22 protein-coding genes are annotated in these 18292 nt (G+C 42.1%); 6 read left to right on the plus strand and 16 right to left on the minus strand.

Features of this window, described 5'->3' with window-relative positions:
• Position 1: 1 nt before the first annotated feature.
• The 5 genes from AABS66_RS14650 to AABS66_RS14670 form a co-directional block, all read right to left on the minus strand.
• Positions 2 to 202 carry a tail protein X gene (locus tag AABS66_RS14650; RefSeq protein WP_206085895.1) on the minus strand — a complete coding sequence of 67 codons (201 nt, stop codon included), beginning with the start codon at positions 200 to 202 and terminating at the stop codon, positions 2 to 4.
• Positions 202 to 687 carry a head completion/stabilization protein gene (locus AABS66_RS14655; protein ID WP_430225088.1) on the minus strand — a complete coding sequence of 162 codons (486 nt, stop codon included), beginning with the start codon at positions 685 to 687 and terminating at the stop codon, positions 202 to 204. Before AABS66_RS14655 ends, AABS66_RS14650 begins: the two co-directional genes overlap by 1 nt.
• A 93-nt stretch (positions 688 to 780) precedes the next feature.
• A complete protein-coding gene (gpM, locus tag AABS66_RS14660) occupies positions 781 to 1578 on the minus strand; it encodes a phage terminase small subunit (protein WP_430225089.1) in 798 nt (265 codons plus the stop codon).
• 53 nt (positions 1579 to 1631) lie between these two features.
• Entirely contained in the window at positions 1632 to 2684 is a 1053-nt protein-coding gene (locus AABS66_RS14665; protein ID WP_430225090.1) for a phage major capsid protein, P2 family, read from the minus strand.
• Positions 2685 to 2713: 29 nt separating this feature from the next.
• The gene (locus AABS66_RS14670; RefSeq protein ID WP_430225091.1) at positions 2714 to 3562 is read right to left on the minus strand and encodes a GPO family capsid scaffolding protein; all 849 of its coding nucleotides are present in this window, start codon (positions 3560 to 3562) and stop codon (positions 2714 to 2716) included.
• Positions 3563 to 3709: 147 nt separating this feature from the next.
• Here AABS66_RS14670 and AABS66_RS14675 point away from each other — a divergent pair, with 147 nt between their 5' ends.
• Both AABS66_RS14675 and AABS66_RS14680 read left to right on the plus strand, forming a co-directional pair.
• A complete protein-coding gene (locus AABS66_RS14675; protein ID WP_430225092.1) occupies positions 3710 to 5428 on the plus strand; it encodes a terminase large subunit domain-containing protein in 1719 nt (572 codons plus the stop codon).
• Positions 5429 to 6460 carry a phage portal protein gene (locus AABS66_RS14680; protein WP_430225093.1) on the plus strand — a complete coding sequence of 344 codons (1032 nt, stop codon included), beginning with the start codon at positions 5429 to 5431 and terminating at the stop codon, positions 6458 to 6460.
• A 372-nt stretch (positions 6461 to 6832) separates the two neighbouring features.
• Here the strand turns inward: AABS66_RS14680 and AABS66_RS14685 are convergent, their stop codons facing one another.
• From AABS66_RS14685 to AABS66_RS14730, 10 genes are all read right to left on the minus strand, one after another.
• Positions 6833 to 7471, minus strand: coding sequence for a hypothetical protein (locus AABS66_RS14685; RefSeq protein WP_430225094.1), 639 nt, complete (start codon positions 7469 to 7471; stop codon positions 6833 to 6835).
• A gap of 3 nt (positions 7472 to 7474) precedes the next feature.
• On the minus strand, positions 7475 to 8470 hold the full coding sequence (locus AABS66_RS14690) for an ImmA/IrrE family metallo-endopeptidase (RefSeq protein WP_430225095.1): 996 nt from the start codon (positions 8468 to 8470) through the stop codon (positions 7475 to 7477).
• Positions 8471 to 8737: 267 nt separating this feature from the next.
• Positions 8738 to 11134 (minus strand): replication endonuclease, encoded by a 2397-nt coding sequence (locus AABS66_RS14695; protein ID WP_430225096.1) that lies wholly within the window; start codon positions 11132 to 11134, stop codon positions 8738 to 8740.
• The gene (locus tag AABS66_RS14700) at positions 11127 to 11450 is read right to left on the minus strand and encodes a DUF5405 family protein (protein WP_094961855.1); all 324 of its coding nucleotides are present in this window, start codon (positions 11448 to 11450) and stop codon (positions 11127 to 11129) included. The genes AABS66_RS14695 and AABS66_RS14700 overlap by 8 nt, the downstream gene beginning before the upstream one ends.
• On the minus strand, positions 11450 to 12256 hold the full coding sequence (locus AABS66_RS14705; protein ID WP_369110075.1) for a DNA adenine methylase: 807 nt from the start codon (positions 12254 to 12256) through the stop codon (positions 11450 to 11452). The genes AABS66_RS14700 and AABS66_RS14705 overlap by 1 nt, the downstream gene beginning before the upstream one ends.
• Position 12257: 1 nt before the next feature.
• On the minus strand, positions 12258 to 12479 hold the full coding sequence (locus tag AABS66_RS14710; RefSeq protein ID WP_210847152.1) for a TraR/DksA C4-type zinc finger protein: 222 nt from the start codon (positions 12477 to 12479) through the stop codon (positions 12258 to 12260).
• Positions 12472 to 12693 (minus strand): DUF2732 family protein, encoded by a 222-nt coding sequence (locus AABS66_RS14715; RefSeq protein ID WP_165880734.1) that lies wholly within the window; start codon positions 12691 to 12693, stop codon positions 12472 to 12474. The genes AABS66_RS14710 and AABS66_RS14715 overlap by 8 nt, the downstream gene beginning before the upstream one ends.
• Before the next feature lie 71 nt (positions 12694 to 12764).
• Complete coding sequence (locus tag AABS66_RS14720; RefSeq protein WP_377146347.1) at positions 12765 to 13199, minus strand: DUF5347 family protein; 435 nt, start codon at positions 13197 to 13199, stop codon at positions 12765 to 12767.
• A gap of 1 nt (position 13200) precedes the next feature.
• The gene (locus tag AABS66_RS14725) at positions 13201 to 13383 is read right to left on the minus strand and encodes a hypothetical protein (protein WP_219245085.1); all 183 of its coding nucleotides are present in this window, start codon (positions 13381 to 13383) and stop codon (positions 13201 to 13203) included.
• Between the two features lies 1 nt (position 13384).
• Positions 13385 to 13657, minus strand: coding sequence for a Cox family DNA-binding protein (locus tag AABS66_RS14730; protein WP_231068613.1), 273 nt, complete (start codon positions 13655 to 13657; stop codon positions 13385 to 13387).
• Positions 13658 to 13786: 129 nt separating this feature from the next.
• Here AABS66_RS14730 and AABS66_RS14735 point away from each other — a divergent pair, with 129 nt between their 5' ends.
• Positions 13787 to 14080: a helix-turn-helix transcriptional regulator gene (locus AABS66_RS14735; protein ID WP_430225097.1), complete on the plus strand. Its 294-nt coding sequence runs from the start codon at positions 13787 to 13789 to the stop codon at positions 14078 to 14080.
• A 66-nt stretch (positions 14081 to 14146) separates the two neighbouring features.
• Positions 14147 to 15124 (plus strand): phage integrase, encoded by a 978-nt coding sequence (locus AABS66_RS14740; protein WP_430225098.1) that lies wholly within the window; start codon positions 14147 to 14149, stop codon positions 15122 to 15124.
• A gap of 274 nt (positions 15125 to 15398) precedes the next feature.
• Here the strand turns inward: AABS66_RS14740 and AABS66_RS14745 are convergent, their stop codons facing one another.
• Positions 15399 to 15974, minus strand: a complete 576-nt coding sequence (locus tag AABS66_RS14745; protein WP_206085858.1) for a Spy/CpxP family protein refolding chaperone — start codon at positions 15972 to 15974, stop codon at positions 15399 to 15401.
• Positions 15975 to 16124: 150 nt separating this feature from the next.
• Here AABS66_RS14745 and cpxR point away from each other — a divergent pair, with 150 nt between their 5' ends.
• Both cpxR and cpxA read left to right on the plus strand, forming a co-directional pair.
• The gene (cpxR, locus tag AABS66_RS14750; protein ID WP_206085856.1) at positions 16125 to 16823 is read left to right on the plus strand and encodes an envelope stress response regulator transcription factor CpxR; all 699 of its coding nucleotides are present in this window, start codon (positions 16125 to 16127) and stop codon (positions 16821 to 16823) included.
• Positions 16820 to 18190 carry an envelope stress sensor histidine kinase CpxA gene (gene cpxA, locus AABS66_RS14755; RefSeq protein WP_047756819.1) on the plus strand — a complete coding sequence of 457 codons (1371 nt, stop codon included), beginning with the start codon at positions 16820 to 16822 and terminating at the stop codon, positions 18188 to 18190. The genes cpxR and cpxA overlap by 4 nt, the downstream gene beginning before the upstream one ends.
• Positions 18191 to 18292: the final 102 nt, after the last annotated feature.

Consider the following 18292-nt stretch of genomic DNA (forward strand, 5'->3'; position numbering starts at 1 on the left):
CCTAATCCCACAATTGAATAATGTCTTTCTGTTTAGGCTCGGTAATGTCGGGCATATCAACCCATTGACCGGCATTTAATTCAGTTGTCAGGCACAACCCCGGGTTAGTTTCTAAAACCTGCTCAACGACACCGTGTGTTCGCCCGTAATAGCGGAAGCACAACAAATCTACGGTATCGCCTTGATGTGCCTGAATTTTCATTACGCTAACTCCGCAATCATGCGTTTCTCGCCGGTCAAATCACGGATTGCATTTTGGGTATCACGTTTTAAATCATCAATTTGCGTGCTCAACGCCTCGGCGTGCTTTTCACCATCTCGCGTTGTGTCAATATCACGATAGTTTTCAATCAAGTACGCTTTGGTATAGCTGTACACCGCATGACGATACAAAAAAGTATGATTGGTTTCGTTATTCACGGGCGGCGACGGTATTTTTTCCAATGCATCAAACGCTTGCTGACTTTGCCAGCGACTTAATAAATTATTGACATAGATAACCGAATTCGTGGTGGCATGTTTTAGCCTGGCAGTTGTAACAGTGCCATTGATACGCATCGCCCAGCGGAGATCTGAAAGCTTAATCTCAGGGTAAAAAGGGATGCTTTTAACCGTTTCGCCCTGGTCATTGATATCGATGGTTTCATCTGTTGTCGCAATGGTTTTCTTAGCAACTAGCCCGTTCATTGGGTCACCTCAATAAAAAACGGCGGTGGACGATGAAACAACGTTATTTACCCTGTTTCACCGTGCCGCCGTGGCACACGGGGGTGCATTCGGTTAAGACGCGGCTTTTTTCCGTGTCGTTGTTGTCTTTTTCGTGGTGGCTTTCTTCACTGCCGCCTTTTTAGGCTCTGGCTTTTCGGCAATGACAGGTTCTTGTGGTGGAGTATCATCTTGTTTTACTGTGACTTTTTTGATTTCTCGCTGCAGTAATTCAATATCACGCTTAACACCCACTTTTTCATGCAGTAACACTGCGCTTTGCATTAATTCAACGGCGCGCGCCTTGTCGTTTAAATCATCGTTTAGTCGTAACGTATAAGCTAATGATTTATAGAGCTTTGCCCGAACTTCATTAGGCACATCGTATGATTTAGTCAGGCCATTTAAACGCTCTAATACATTGATAGAAATTAATTTTTCTTTATCAACACCCGCCGCAAACAGCGTCAGTGCTCTATCACAAATTTCATCAATCACCATCGTTGCCGGTGTGCGGTTATAACGTTCTGGCAACGGCAAGTTATAGGCGAGAACGTAATCAGCCATATCAAGCGCACGGTCATAGTTTTCACAATCAATTTGCCAAACAAGGAGCGTTGTAAAGACTTCGTCTGATTGCCCTGTATTGGCAGATAACACGCCGTCAATCCAAGGTTCGTACTGTTCAAGTATTGTTTTTTTATACTCAACCTTAAATTCCGTCCCTTGAATATTGCTAAGTCGGGTTTGGTCGTGACGTAAACGATGTAAAATTTGTTCGTATGCCGTCATGTTTTCGGTTGTCTGTTCATCGCCTCGGCGTTCTGCCATTGTCTGGCGCCAGTGTTTCTGCGCCGGTGTGAGTTGTTCCATTGCACGCTCCCCGTTAAAATACCGGTGCCACAATGACACCGGTGGTTTTACTGTTACTCGCCGCTGTTAGCACCGGCAAAGGTAATATCTTCAATCAGACAACCTAAGCCGTAATCTTCAACCGCATAGCCGTCATTGCTTTGTGCATAAGTTGCAATACGGTTATATTCCGGTTCATTTTTGATGAAGCGGGTTAACTTCCCTTTCTGCCAGTACAACGATAGATTTTTCATGGTCGTGATAAATACTGCACCATCAGGCATATAAGGCACTTGAACCGTCGGGATTCCCCCCAGGGCGCTGAGTTTTAACAACTCATTACCGGCGAGCAGTTCCATATTTGGATTTTGCTGGCTATGCTGATTGATAACCTTGAAGTTTTTCTGTGTGACCAGTTGGCGACCAACAATTGCAACAAGCCCCACGGCTTGTCTGTGCCAAGGATCAAGCAAGCTATTCACAGCATCGAATACAACTGCATCAATATTGGCATATTGCCCTTTCGTGATAATTTTCCCGTCCTCATCACGAGAAGTCAGGGTGATACCTTTCATCACTCGTTGGGGCGCACGTTCACGCATTAATTGCAGCCAACCGATATTGACATCTTGCAGTAATGGGTAGGTGTTACGGTCAGATTTCAGCGCACATTTCTCACCGTTAAAACCAATCATCAAGCGGTCTAAAGCTTCACGCTGTAAAATTTGCTGATTAATCAAATTCTGAAACTCAGGGTGACCCGCCCAGGCATCTAACTGCGTATAAGAAATCATGGTGTCAAAGTTGGTTTGCTCACATGAATATCGATTTGCAGTTAAATCATGTACCGACTGTGGTTCACGGCGATCAGTTGTCGAAGTGTTGCGACCCGCAATAGGCTTATTTACAGCGATTAAAATCGTTTCGCCTTTTTGCTCGGTGACACCGAACGAGTTGATTTCTTTTAGAAATGGGTGATTTTCCATCACCGCTTTTTCAATTTTTTGCTGTACAGACGGATCAACCGAAAACTGCAGCTTATCATCAGTTCTGACGGTGTTATTTAGACGCGCTTGGTTATCCAAATAGGATAAAAACGCCTTTTGTACTTGTGGTGTATATGACATTGAGGCCATTCCTTAATAGTCGGGTTTAATTAATACTCAGACTGAACAAACCCGCCGTTACCGGTGGAAAGTTGACGTTGTTCACCGCCCGCATCAGAATTACTCAGCTGCGTTTTCAGGGCTTCAAGCTCTTGCGTAAGCTTGCTGATATCACCCGCTTGAGTTTCATTTTTCGCCGTGAGAGCTTCCACCTCTTTTAACGCATTGGCACACGTTGTTGCCGTGAGGTTAATCCCCTCTCTTAGAGCTGAAATTTCTTGTGATGCCGTATCACGCTGAATACCTAATACTTTCTTTATCCCATCCAAGAATTGCTCTGATAATGATTGCTTATCCGCTTTATCTTTCACTGCCGCCGCCGTTAGCTTTACAACGGTTTCCAGGGATGCCGTATACGTGTTGTTTGCATCATCCGGTAAGCCACGTTCGCGATTACTCAGTTTGATAACTTGCGTACCAAATGCCGCCGGTGTGTCTGTTAACGCAACACCAGTCAGATAAGCCCCTTTTGCGGCATCATTCGGGCAATCTGGTAAAAATTCGATACTCGAAAAGATTTTTTGACCACTTTGATTAAGCGCTAATAATCCAGCGTCTTTTACGGGATCAATGGTCGCGGTAATTTCTAATGCTAATTTCCCTTTTAATGGCCCATCTTCCAATTCAAAAGCACGAGCGGAATCAACCATGGAAAAATGGCGCCATTGGCTATCAGGAAAAATACTGGTGATGTGTTCTAAGTTAATTCGTGCAGCATAAAGTTGCGGGCTGTAGTTGTCCGCCATCTGCTGGATTTGGTCACGCGATACAGCAAAGCCGTTAAGCGTTCCACCCTCCGTACAGACGATGACTTGTAGTGTTTTATTGTCCTTTGGCATTGGGTTTTTACTCCGAAGATAGCGACAATTCTGTGTGCTTATATCTTCGCAAGTGATTGTTTATGATTCAAAACCTTTGCCTTGTCGTGTCAATGTGACAAGTTAAAACCGTGGAGGACTACGCGCGCGATGTGGGAAAGTTGATACATGATGACAGACTCATTACGCGATCCGAGACAGGAAGCGAAAAGCCTCTACTGGCAGGCCTACAGCATTTCACAAATTGCCACTCACTTAAATGTGAGTGCGAATACTATTTATTCATGGCGCCGGCGGGATAAATGGGATGAAACCGAGGTAATGCAACGCCTTAGCGGTGAAACCCATGTTCGTATATTGCGTTTAATGTCAAAAGAGAATTTGACCGCTCATGATTTCAAAGTCATTGATTTTTTAGGGCGTCAACTAGAACGCTTTAACAAATCGAATGAGCAGCACGAAACAGAAAAGAAACCGAAAACCCCGAAAAACCATTTCACCGATGAGCAAATAGACCAATTGCGCGACCTCGTATTGGATTCACTCTATGAACATCAAAAGAAATGGTACAAACAAAAACACCGCCGTAACCGGATGATTTTAAAGTCACGGCAAATCGGGGCGACTTGGTATTTTGCCAGGGAAGCATTAATTCATGCGCTAGAAACTGGAAATAACCAAATATTTCTATCGGCTAGCCGCGCCCAGGCATTGCAATTTAAGGTTTTTATTCAGGCCCTCGCACGGCTTGTCGGTGTTGAATTAAAAGGCGGCGATAAAATTATTTTAGCCAATGGTGCAACGCTGTTTTTCCTTGGTACATCGGCTGCTACTGCACAGTCATACACTGGCGATCTCCATTTTGATGAGTTCTTTTGGACAGCTAATTTTATGGAGCTGCGTAAAGTCGCTGCAGCAATGGCAACACAAATTGGCTTGCGCCGTACTTACTTTTCGACGCCTTCATCAGAAGAACATGAAGCTTATCCGTTCTGGACAGGTGATTTCTTTAATAATGCACGTGCTGAAAGTAAAAAAATTCTCATTGATACCAGCCATAAAGCATTAAAAAACGGGCAGTTAGGCGGTGATAATATCTGGCGTCAAATCGTCACGATTCATGATGCGCTTAACTCTGGCTTTGACCTTGTTTCCCTGGAAGAAATCGAAAGCGAAAATACCCCTGATGATTTCGAAAACCTGTATAACTGCCAGTTTGTTAAAGCCGGTGAACGGGCCTTTGATTACAACGCCCTTATTTCCCGTGGTGTTGACGGGTATAACCGTGACGTTTGGCCTGATTGGAAACCTTATACTCACCGCCCTCTTGGCAATAAACCGGTGTATATCGGTGCTGACCCGACAGGCACCGGCGGCAATGGTGACGGCTTAGGGATTGCCGTTCTTTCTCCACCTGCGGTCACTGGCGGTAAATGGCGAGTCGTTGAAGCCCTGCGGTTTCGTGGTATGGCCTTTGAAAAACAAGCCGAGGAAATCAAAAAATTAACCCTGCGCTATAACGTTATCGGGATCACGATTGACGGAACTGGCGGGACAGGTGAAGCCGTCTATGAATTGGTTAAGAAATTCTATCCCGCAGCAACCATGATTGGTTACTCCGCACCGGTTAAACGGCTAATGGTCCTCAAAACACAAATGTTAATTCGTAATGGTCGCCTTGAATATGATGCCGGCGCACAACACATTGCCTCATCGTTTATGACAATTAAAAAGGTAATCACCCCAGGCGGCATTGTTACCTACGTATCGGAAAGAACACGCGGCGTTGATCACGGTGATATTGCCTGGTCAATCATGAATGTTTTATATGGCGAACCTATTGGCAGTGAAACTGCAAATGAAGGTTCCTGCATATCGGAGTTTTAAATGGAAACTGAATTACCCGTTGTCACCAACACAACAAACTTACCTGCTGAAAATCAATGTGCCGCATTCACTTTTGATAACCCCATACCCATTATGGGCGCCTATGATTTACTGGATTGCATGGAGTGTGCCAAAAATGGCAAGTGGTATGAGACACCGCTGGATTTTTACAGCATTGCGCGCGCCTTTCATTCTGCAGTGCATCACCAATCACCGCTATTTTTTAAGCGTAATGTGATAATGAGTTGCTTTATTCCACATAAGGCACTGACCTATAAAGAAATGAGTGCCTATGTTCTTGATTACTTAGTGTTTGGAAATGGGTATTTTGAAAGGCGCAATAATCGCCTAGGCGGTTTGCTGCAGCTAAAACGATCTCCAGCCAAATATACTCGCCGTGGTGTTGACCTGGATAACTATTTTTTCGTTCAAAACTTTCGTGACGCTCACGAATTTAAACGCGGTGATGTGTTTCACTTAATCAATCCAGACATTAACCAAGAAATCTATGGTCTACCTGAATATCTTGCTGGTTTAATCTCCGCTACGCTCAATCGTTCAGCCACAACCTTTCGTGTTAACTATTATGAAAACGGTTCACACGCCGGAGTGATTGTTTATCTTAATGACACACTCGCAGATCCCAACGGTGTCAATGATTTAAAAGAATCGTTGCAGAAATCACGGCAAGGCGGTGCGTTTAAAAATCTCTTTGTCTACGCTGCCGGCGGTAAGAAAGACGGGATTCAAATATTACCGTTCAGCCAAATCGCGGCAAAAGATGAATTCATGAGCGTAAAAGACACAACCCGCGATGACTTGCTCGCCATGCACCGCGTGCCCCCTCAACTTATGGGTATCGTGCCAAGTGGCTCAAGTAACTTTGGCGATATAGAAAAAGCCGCTAAAGTCTTTTCTATCAATGAATTATCCCCCATCATTGAAAGCTTGAAGTCAATCAATGAATGGCTAGGCGAAGAGGTTGTACGCTTCAATACGTACGCTTTGTTAGATGCCCTGGGTAGCAAGTGATAGCGAGATAAAAATACTTATCCTCTGTATCAAGCTGTACGCTATCACACCGCTTTCAATTATTACTTATAGCTAACCTCGTTTTAAATCAAAACGTACCAACCTACCCCACACAGGCGCAAAAAAGCGCCTTTTTTTATGCCTCAAACGTGCGAAAAAACAACCCCACCTACAACCCATTGCGCGCGATTGCTCCCCCGCCTCGCCCGCACACAAAAGGTGTGCTTTTTTGTGCAGTTGTGCCGATCACCAAAACCCGCACCAGTACAGGCACCGAGTAGCAAATCGATTAACGTTAAATTTGTGCAATTTGATGCGAAATTGTGAGGTTATTTTAGGAAATAAAAAAGGGCTCTCATAGCCCTTAATTTTTCACATTCCCCACTCTCTCTCTGGAAGCCGATCCTTGAAAGCGAGGTAATCATAAAACGGACGGGTATAGGAAAAAATGCATTCACACATTGCAGAACCCGAATTTGAAAGAGCCAATGCCAACATACCGTCAGGTTTAGGGTTGGTCACCAAATTCTCATAAACATTAGCTTGTCCTGTATTGTGAATACATAACAAGAGTGACGACTCAAATGTAACGACTGAATCCAGTAAACGCTGATGAACGACAGAAAGAGCTTGTTGGTTGGTAATAATTGCATTCAAACAATTACGATCTCCAGTCATGAAAATTGCACCAGGATTCTCTATGCATGACGCGAGTAATAACTGTTCACCAACATCAATTTTAGGAACGCTCCCTAAAAGTTCGATTAACTGTGAGTCCTGAACCTCTGGAATATCCTGTACAGATTCGATGAAAGCCCCCAACTGTTCATAAACAGCCTCGTTACCACATTTCTTAATTGCCTTATCAGTATTTCTTGGTAGTAGCTGAAAACGAGCAGCAGGATTAATAAAGATCTGTTCGGGTGGCTGATTAAAAACTACTGGCAGTTGTGAAAGTAAATTGCATTGAGCCAGCTTCAAAATGACATCATTGTCAGAAAGAACAATCACTTATTACTCCCCGATTAGATTTTCTAAAACCTTAAGGTCGTCTTCGTTTATATTTTCTAAATCCATCTCGCTTTTCATCATCGTTCTCACTAAATCCTGATCAGGCAATTTACCGGCACGTAACGATTTAACCGCATTAATAGCAGCGCCCCAGCAGTTTTGTGCGAAACCATAATTTAAAGCAATATGAGTAGGGTCAATGTGATTGTCACTACCATACTGTTGAGCAGCCCTAGCTAAAGCAGGTCCTCTCAACAAACCAGCAGTAGGGGCAATACGCAAAGATTTCTGCCCTGAAATGACTTGAAAAGCAAACTCGTTGGCTTCTTTCTCTATATCGTCAGTTGAAGCATTCTCAATTTTCACATCAACATGGCATTGACCGTTTCCTGCGTTTAGATGGCCCCTAGCAATGTGGCCTAACTCGTGCGCAAGATCAAACAGCATATAGCCATACTTTTGTGGTTGAGTAAGGACTATTACTGGACGCCCGTGACTTATCAGTGCTAGTCCTGCCATTTTCTTGGCTGCTTTAGGGAATGATTTTAGATAAACAACAGGGATGCCGATTGAATGACAGTACGATACTAGGCTATCCAATGATACCCATGTTTCCTCAGTAAGGATTTGAGCTCTTATCGCCAGAGGATCCAATACTGCTTTGCTATCATAAGGAACTTTGAAATTAGATGCGACAATTCCTGCTGCAGTATAAGCTACAGCCGTCGCAACATCTAAATCGTTCTCATCTATATTTTGGCGGTGTTTGAATTTATGGTTACCACCAAAATTGAAGCATACCCCTTCACTGCTATCTTTTAAGCTATCTGGAGTAATACTAAACATACGTGCAAGGTGTAGGCACGCATACTGCCGCCCTGATGGGGTTTCTGCAAGCTTTTCATCCCACCATTCTGGTAATAATTTTTTTACATATGAAAGATTAAATCCAGCACTACTGACTCTTTCATATAAGTGACTCATTGGCTTATTAGTCATAAGAGCCTCCTTGTTAGTTCCATATCGGTACTAAAATCCAGTTTCGAATATTCAGTAAACAAAATAGCTGAGTTACTTTATAAAAGTTGCTCAGCTATTTACATTATTTTTATTATGTTGTTATTAATATTATAACCTTTATGGCTTATTTTTACACCACAATCTTCACAAACTCCAATATTTTCACCTTATTATTGCGCTTTTTTTCTCCGGATCACAATATATTGTGTCTTCGAGCTAATATCACCCATAAATGATAGATAATAATTAATTACCCCCTATCAATTTTGTGACTCGTGCCAATGTATCAGCGCACCGTTGTTTATACTTCCGAATCCTAACCTCATTTTGGGCTGCTATTTCTCGTTTTCTTTGCTCTTTTCCATCTTCTGTTAATTCTAACCTCAACCGTTCCCCGTCTAATTTCAGATAATAGTTACCATCACTAACCCCCATGCCTTTCGTAAACATGGTTTCAACGTGCGGAATATCGAAATCAATGCCGACCTCATTGGCAAAAGAGACTATTTCAGACTGAATTTCTTTATCACTCTCACTTAATTCAATTTTTGATATCTGTCTTTGCTGATTACCCTGTGATATTTCGCTGCCTGCGGCGTTATTAGCGTCCGTTTCTATAAACGCGAAACCGTATTCCTTAATGTTGCATACTTCACCTGAACCCTGTTCAGGCTCGTAAAATTGCACATCTGATAGATTGGACGTGATCCGCGATCTACAGTTATTGACAGGACTCCGAGGCGCTCCGCTGTCGCTTCTTAAAAGATTAAGGTCAACGTCAACGGCGCTTTTCTTGACGATTTGATACTTTCTGTCGCGCGTTTTAATGACTGGGGCGCCGGCTTTTAATTGGTTGTAGATACCAACAACTTTCTGAACATCTTCACCGTAGACATTTACATCACTGACTTCACGGGCAACACGTATTGTTTCTTCGCGCCGGCGAATACATGGGCCACCTTGTGACATAACATATTCAAAGAAATCACCACTATCTGCTGCCGCACGTACGCGCTCTGCAACTTCACCAAGCTGATCTGCAATAGAAACACCACGCAAACAAGAACGACGACACTCTCGATAAGCGCCTTTTGATGGAAGTTTATAGAAATGAAATTGTGGTATACGCCAAGTTGAAGCCCACGCGGTAACTGCCGCCGCCATACTTTTTAAATCTTTGCCGGTTTCGTGATCTATCTCACCATCAAGCGCGTAACCATCAATGTTTTTAGCAATATATTTTGCGATATAGCCTACTGCACCACCGCGATTCATGTGTTTACATTCAAAACGGTATTTATGCGCGCCGGCCTCGTCACCATCTTCTTTTAATGCGCGTTTGCGCATGATCTCAATGGCTTTTGCCCGACTTGCTTTATCAACAAATAACAACATGTGCCAATGTGGTGTGCCATCATGATGCGGTTCGACAACACGAACACCATAAACATCAATGTTATTGTCATTAAATGCAGAACGAATACGCGACCAAACTTTAACTAAATACTGTTGCCCGTCCTTTGGTGTGTAAGCCTCATTTTTCCACTTGCTGTTAAGTACTGCGATCACATCTTTTTTGCGTTTACGTAACTTTGTTGGGTGATATTTTGACGGGCAAGTCATAGTAATAAACATACCGATATCACCACGCTCTTTCGCTACGCGTTCAATTCCCGCCATTTGAGCCATAAGCTCCATGCGGCGAATTTCAGGATTTGAAACACTTGCCATAACCTTATCGAACAGATCAAAGCGCTCACCGGTATCAACATCCTGAATATCCATGCCTTGCAGGTATTGCATATTAGATAAACGCTGCGCTTGCACTGCGCGAATAGCTTGTTTACTGGCATATGGGTTGCGATTTTGGCAAACATCCATATTGGCAATCATTAAAGCTTCTAGCCATTGAGTGCGGTGGGCTTTTAACTTTCGGCACCAAAAGTCTGCATTAACCAAGCGCTGTACAGCCGCTATCACTTTTCGAATTTCTAGATTTTGTTTACCTTTGCCTTTTTTGCGATTTTTCAAAACTCGGCAGTAGGCTTTATAATGAAGCGGTGCAATATGTAACCCTTTCACCAACTCAGCCAAACGTCCGTAAATTTCTGTTTGTACTGAATCTTGATAGATAACTTCACGATCACCGTTATTCTGTTCTGTAAACTTATCGCAATATGTTTCATACAAATTAGAGAAACCGGCAGCAATAATTTCAGCAAGCTTTTTCACCGATTTATCATTCAAATCAAACAACCGGTTATATTGGCTAACATCAGGCGATAAACGAGTTGAGATTGTTAATAATGCTTTTGTTTCAATTTCATAACGTGTATTGATAACTAGCAATCTTTGCCATATTTGCTCATGAAAACGGTAATATAAAAAGTCGTAGGCTTTACGTACCCCACTTTCTTTTAATAAGTTGTCATAGTGTTTTTGATAGCGATAGCGCAGAACGCGCGGCAAGGTTTGAATATCATTTAAAATCGCTTGCCCCTGAACAATCTGTTCACGGGTAAGCGGTCTTTCTATATCAGATTTATAGTAATCATTATCTTTTGGCTTATTCCACGGATAAGGAAATACCATATCCGCGGTATAAGTCAGCGGTAACGTAGTGAAATCTAATACCTTAGACATTAAGCGCCCCGCCTAATGTTTCAGGTCTTAAAAGATTAATCGCCGTTTCACACCGGCGAGAAATGATATCTACCGCCTCACGATAAACATCTAATGTTTTAATGCCTCGCCCTTTAACGTTTTGAACATGATAAGAAACTAAATCAATTGCCAGCATCCACGGATCAGAATGACAGCAAACAAGGCTATAACAACGATTACGGCGGTTATATGACAGCAACCGCCAGATAATTTTATTGTTTTCAGTATCAACATGCCGCTGAATAGCAAAACGTGTGCCGCTAATGTAAACACCATTAATGGGATCAAGCATCATTACTTAACCCCCTCTAAAACCGCGATAATTTCTTTTGCCGGTTTACGGCAACCGCTAGCCGCAATCGTGCGGGGCGCTTCTATTTCATGAATAGTGAAACCAAGGTCAGCGTAAAGCGATTTTGCAAGCACGGAATTAGAAACAGTAATCGGATTGCCTTGACTATCATTAATATCTTTTAATGCTATCGCTAACGCTTCATGGTCAGCATCGGTAAAGCCGGCAGTATGATATTGAGTGAAACAATCACGCTCAGCCATATACGGCGGGTCACAATAAACACCATCACCATCATCAACCAAAGAAAGCGTGTCTTGCCATTCAAGACAAACAATGCTTGCATCCATCGCCTTATCGTAAAAAGCAAGGATTTCATTTATTGGATAATATGATTTTTTATAGTGCCCGTAGGGTACATTGAATTCCCCTCTTGAGTTATAACGACACAACCCATTGAAACAATGACGATTTAAATATAGAAACCGAAATGGATGATTGAAACCATCTTTATTCAAGGTATTAAATAAAATACGTTGAGCTTTATAGTTAAACTCAGTATTTAAACTGGGCCATTCAAGTTCTTTTTTTAAAAAATACTCAGTATCGTTCTGTATCATTAAATACAAGTTGATTAAGTCGTCATTAACATCCGCAATTAAATACTGCTCATAGTCAGTATTCATCATCACAGCGCATGAGCCTGCGAACGGCTCGACTAAGCGTTTAGTTTTTGGTAAGTGCGGGCGTAATTTCTCCATGATACGAACTTTAGAGCCAGCCCATTTAAGTATTGTTTTATTAGCCACTTCACACGCTCCGATAATGTTTGCTTTTAAGTTCGGATACCGTTTGGCAGTCAATGCACAAAGTGCAACCAATGGACGCAATACGGCGGCTTTCAGGGATTGGCTTTCCGCAACATTCACAAAAGAAAGCAGACACGCCACGCGGGCGATCAGTAATTGCTTTTATTTGTTGTTCTCGGATTAACATTTCGTGGTCGCTAGCGCGGTCAATTTCTTTAGACATGATTTAGCTCCGCCGCTTGGTTTTCTAAATAGTCAGCTTCACTCATCAATAACTGATGTATTTCTCCATAACTCAGTTTTTCACTTAAAACCTTGTAAGCTAGTGAACGCTGGCGATCAGCAAACCCGCCAATAAGTGATTTGCGCTCATCTTCTCGGTTAGCTTTTATGTTTTCTGCTACAGGAGTAAATATTGGATCAGGAAATGTTCTCATGTTCATTACCTATATTTTGATTGTAAAAAGCCCTGACGAATAAACGTCATTATTTTTAATAATTAAATTAATTAGACTGGCATTACTATATGTGTTGGTAACAATGCATTTAATGCCTTTATTTGATTAAGTGCATTAATAAATTGCTTCTGCTCGCTAATAGTTAATTCATCAAATTTCATTTCTTTTTTATCGCTTAAATTTGCAAGATGAAAAATCATATCTAATATTCTTTTATCTTGTTTACGTAAGTAATCAATGAAACCTGATAATTGTTGATTTGTTGGTTCTTCATTACGGCATTGTAGTAACTGAGTTCTCAACTCTGCCGCTTTGTTCAGTGCTGCGGTGCGCTCTGTGAGTGTTCCTCCATCATTAGAGTACCGATCATAAGACTTTCTTTTTATGTTAGGGGCATCAGCCAGCTTTGATTGAAAACTAATAATCTCGGCTGTATTTACTTTCTCGCCTTTATTATCTATTTCTTTCATCGCCGTGTTACCCATATTAAACCCCGTAAAGTTTATCTATATATTTTGTCGCTTCCGCCATTGCATCAAATAACCCGAATGATTGTTCATTCTGTGAAACTTGATAGCGCGTTATCTGGCGTAATTTATTCCGTGGTATTTTTTTAATCGTGAAACCACGATAAATAAAACAATGAGATTTAAGCTGTAATATTTGCATATTACAGCCCCAACCATAATAACCATGCGTCACGCTGTTCTTTTGGCCTATTTGAATGAGCCTCATCCATGCCTTTATTAAACGCAGTAATACTTATCCAAATTTCTCCAGCCCTGCTTTTTGGCTTCGTTGGATCGCGAAATTCTACGACTGGTAACTTCCCACTCTTTACCATTGACTCAACAGCACCTTTGCTTTTACCGATCATCTCCGCAAATTTTGCCAATGGCACTGCATTAACCGGATATTTGACATTGATTTGCTCTTTGTTCATTTGCTACCCTCGTTAGATCAAACCCTTTAAAACCGTTTATAAGTAGTTTTAAAGGGTTTTCCGTTGCCCGAAACCATCCTAAATAGGAATGTTTCGGATAAATCTACATCCTATATAGGAAGGTGTCAAATGAAATTGAGCGAAAAAGTTAAGGCCATCAGAATTGCGGAGGGTCTTAGCCAAACTCAGTTATGTGAAATGATTGATTTATCTATAAGCACACTAGGTAAATATGAAACTGGAGTATATGAACCTAGCGGATTGAATTTATTGAAAATGACAGAGCACCCCAGATTTGAAAAATATAGCTTATGGCTAATGACAGGTAAGACAGCCCCTGAAGTTGGTCAAATAGCACCGACTCTCGCACACAATGGGCTAGAGAAAGCAACCTCACGCCAATCAGAGAAGAAAACTGGTTAGACGTTTTATATCTATATTCTGATTACTGCTGGTCACAGTCAGTCAGCTACATCGGAGGGCTTACTTATGGCAATTAAGAAGCTCAATGATGGTCGATACGAAGTGGATTTACGCCCGAACGGGAAAGATGGAAAACGATTAAGACGGATATTTGATCGGAAAGTAGAAGCCGTCACATTTGAAAAATACGCGATTGCAAATGCTAAAAAATTCTCAGGTGACATAGAGCATGCAGGAAAGGCAAGACTGAAAGAATTACTTGATAAATGGTGGTTGTATCATGGCCAAACGTTAAAAAATGGTGTTATCGAAAAAAGGCACTTACTCAAAACAGTAAAAGCCCTCGGTAATCCAACGATGAACCAATTAGATAAACACGCACTACTTGAACATCGTAGCTCTCGGCTAATTGACGGTATTAGCCCTGCAACAATTAACAGAGACCTTTATCGTTTATCGGGTATGTTCACTGCTCTTGAAAAATTAGAATTATTCAAAAGCAAAAACCCAATAAATGGCTTACCACCACTTAAAGAGAAACAACCAGAACTTACATTTTTAAATGAACAAGAAATAGCAACATTGCTTAATGCTGTATCTGGTGACTATAAGCTCATAGCACTACTTTGCCTAAGCACTGGTGCGAGATGGAGTGAAGCAGAAACACTGCATAGTGAACAAGTCCAGAATGGGCGAGTTACGTTCTTACAGACTAAGAACGGTAAGAAAAGAGTGATTCCTATTTCTGATGAATTGATAGAACAAATCAAAACGAAGAAGTCAGGAAAATTATTTAAAGTGGATTACAACACCTTTAGAGAAAAACTAAAGGAAATAAAACCCGATTTGCCACGCGGACAAGCAACACACGTCTTACGACATACATTTGCTAGCCATTTCGTGATGAACGGGGGAAATATTGTTGCACTAAAAGAAATATTAGGGCATGCGAGCATTAACCAGACAATGGCCTATGCTCATTTAGCACCTGATTATTTACAGTTAGCAATAAAACTTAATCCACTAAATGGTATGAAAATTTAATTAAATCGAGGTGGGCGACCGTCCACTTTCCGTCCACCTCGGCGAACTTTGATGAACTTTCATAGCCTTTTAAAAATTGATAAGTTGCTGTTTTTAAAGGATTGAGAACATAACTTATTGAAAAAAAAGCCCCTAACAGGGGCTATAAAAGACAGGGATGGTGTCTATGGCAAGGAAAAACTTCATTTATTGCTACTTCACTACTTACTTCAAAATTAAGGATCTGAAATTAACTTACTTACTCAACTACAACTACGGGTACTCTCAATCTGATTTATTGGAACTGCATCGCTTGATATTCAGCCATTTTGTGTTGGTGAATCTGTTCAAGCTCACTTTTCTGCTCTGGCGTCAATAATTGGTATAATTCATGATGAATTCTTGCCATTTCAACGCGTTGTTCCAATTCTTTTTGCATTCTTTTTTCAAGTTGCTGGCGAACCGCTTTATCATCAAAGCTATCCGCTATAATTAATTTATGTAACGCTTCACGCTCTTGCACTAATGCCGTGCTATCAGTGCGATAATGGCGCTGCGTTGCCATCAAATCACGTAGCTGCTGGCGTTGCTTTTCATTTAATGTGATACCATTAAACATAAATGTGCTGGCGCGTTCTTCACTGCTAAACATGTCATGTGACTGAAATGGCACAACGACTTGGTGAGCTGTCGAAGGTACTTCCTCAGGCTGCATCTGCAACATTAATGGCACTGAGCTTTCATCATTCGCAACGTTCTGTGAAACTTCTGCGAAAGCAATTGTTGGTCCGAACACAAATGCAGAAGCTAAAACTAACATTGCGGTTTTATGTACTGTATTATGTACTTTGCTATGTGTTGTTCTTCGCATTTGACACCTTGTCTCCGAACTGTGCTCGTGATTCAATGTGAATAAATATACACCTGTGGCTGCAAACTAGCGTCAGAGCATGTAAAAGAACGTAAAGTCATGGAATCGTACAGATTGTTATCGTATTTTGGCAGTTGGAGGACTTAAAAAATGCATAAAATCCTATTAGTTGATGACGACCGTGAACTCACGTCGCTCTTAAAAGAACTGCTGGAAATGGAAGGTTTCAATGTCGTCATCGCTTATGATGGTGAACAGGCATTGCAACAGATTGACTCATCCATTGATTTGCTTTTATTGGATGTCATGATGCCGAAAAAAAATGGTATTGAGACACTCAAAGAATTGCGCCAAATTCATCAGACCCCTGTCATTATGTTAACCGCTCGTGGTAGTGAGTTAGATAAAGTACTGGGCTTGGAATTAGGTGCGGATGACTATCTACCAAAACCGTTTAATGACCGTGAGCTCGTGGCACGTATTCGTGCGTTATTACGCCGCTCAAACTGGAGTGAACAAACACAGGATAGCAACAGCAATACCCCTGTATTGCAAGTTGATAAACTGCAACTCAACCCAGGTCGCCAAGAAGCCAGTTTCGATAATGAAATTTTGGACTTAACGGGCACCGAATTCACCTTGTTATATCTGTTAGCACAACATTTAGGCCAAGTAGTTTCACGAGAACACCTTAGCCAAGAAGTTTTGGGTAAACGCCTAACACCGTTTGACCGTGCTATTGATATGCATATTTCGAATTTGCGCCGTAAATTACCAGAACGCACTGATGGCCAACCTTGGTTTAAAACCTTACGTGGCCGTGGTTACTTAATGGTTTCTGCCACATGATCAACAGCTTAACCGCAAGGATCTTTGCGATTTTCTGGTTTACCCTCGCACTAGTGCTAATGCTAGTGCTGATGGTGCCCAAGCTCGACTCTCGGCAAATCACCGTCCTGATGGAAAGTGAACAACGCCAAGGCGAGATGCTTGAGCAACATATTGAAGCCGAACTCGCACAAGCTCCCATGAATGACCTACTTTGGTGGCGTCGGATTTCCAACGCCATCAAAAAATGGGCGCCGCCGGGTCAGCGGCTAATTATTGTCACCAGTGAAGGCCGTGTTATTGGTGCAATGCCAAGTGAAATGCAGGTGATCCGTAACTTTATTGGTCAATCCGATAACGCCGATCACCCCAAAAAGAAAAAATATGGCCGAGCTGAAATTCTCGGGCCGTTCTCTATTCGTGATGGCGAAGACCACTATCAACTCTATTTAGTGCGCCCAGCCAGCAGCCCGCAATCTGACTTTATTAACTTATTGTTTGATAGGCCATTCTTGCTCTTAATTGCCACCATGTTAATCAGTGCCCCACTGTTATTATGGCTATCTTGGAGCTTAGCTCGACCCGCTCGAAAACTGAAAATGGCAGCCGATGATGTGGCCAAAGGGAATTTGCGGCCGCACCCTGAACTGGAAGCTGGGCCTCAAGAGTTCCTCTCCGCAGGGAACAGTTTCAATCAGATGATCAGCGCACTTGATGGCATGGTGAGTGCACAACAGCGCTTAATTTCTGATATTTCACATGAACTACGCACCCCACTCACTCGCTTACAACTGGCAACCGCCCTATTACGCCGTCGCCATGGTGAAAGTAAAGAGCTGGAGCGCATCGAAACCGAAACGCATCGTTTAGATAGCATGATCAATGACTTGTTGGTGCTCTCACGTAGCCAACATAAAAATGAAATTCTGCGCGAAAATATCAAAGCCGATGAACTTTGGGGGGATATTTTAGATGATGCTAGCTTCGAAGCGGAACAGATGAACAAAACGCTCGATATCACCTCAAACCCAGGCCCTTGGCCGTTGTATTGCAATCCTTCAGCGGTGGGTAGTGCGTTTGAAAATATTGTCCGTAATGCGCTGCGTTATTCACATACCCATATTGCTGTTGATTTTAAAGAAGAAAACAACGGTATTTTGATTACTGTGGATGATGATGGCCCAGGTGTTAGCCCTGCAGACCGTGAGCATATCTTCCGCCCATTCTACCGTACCGATGAAGCGCGAGACCGTGAAACTGGCGGTACAGGGTTAGGCTTAGCAATTGTTGAAACTGCGATTACACAGCATAAAGGCTGGGTGAAAGCCGATGACAGCCCTCTGGGCGGGCTAAGGTTACAAATCTGGCTACCTGAGCACGGCCGTTAAGCCATTTCAAACATTACTCCCAAAAGCCTTCTATTTAAAATAGAGGGCTTTTTTATTTCTATTCCCCAAATGGATTTATAAGCACCTAATATAGAATATTCT

The sequence above is a fragment of the Providencia sp. SP181 genome, assembly GCF_050446505.1.
In the GTDB taxonomy this organism is placed as follows: Bacteria; Pseudomonadota; Gammaproteobacteria; order Enterobacterales; family Enterobacteriaceae; genus Providencia; species Providencia vermicola.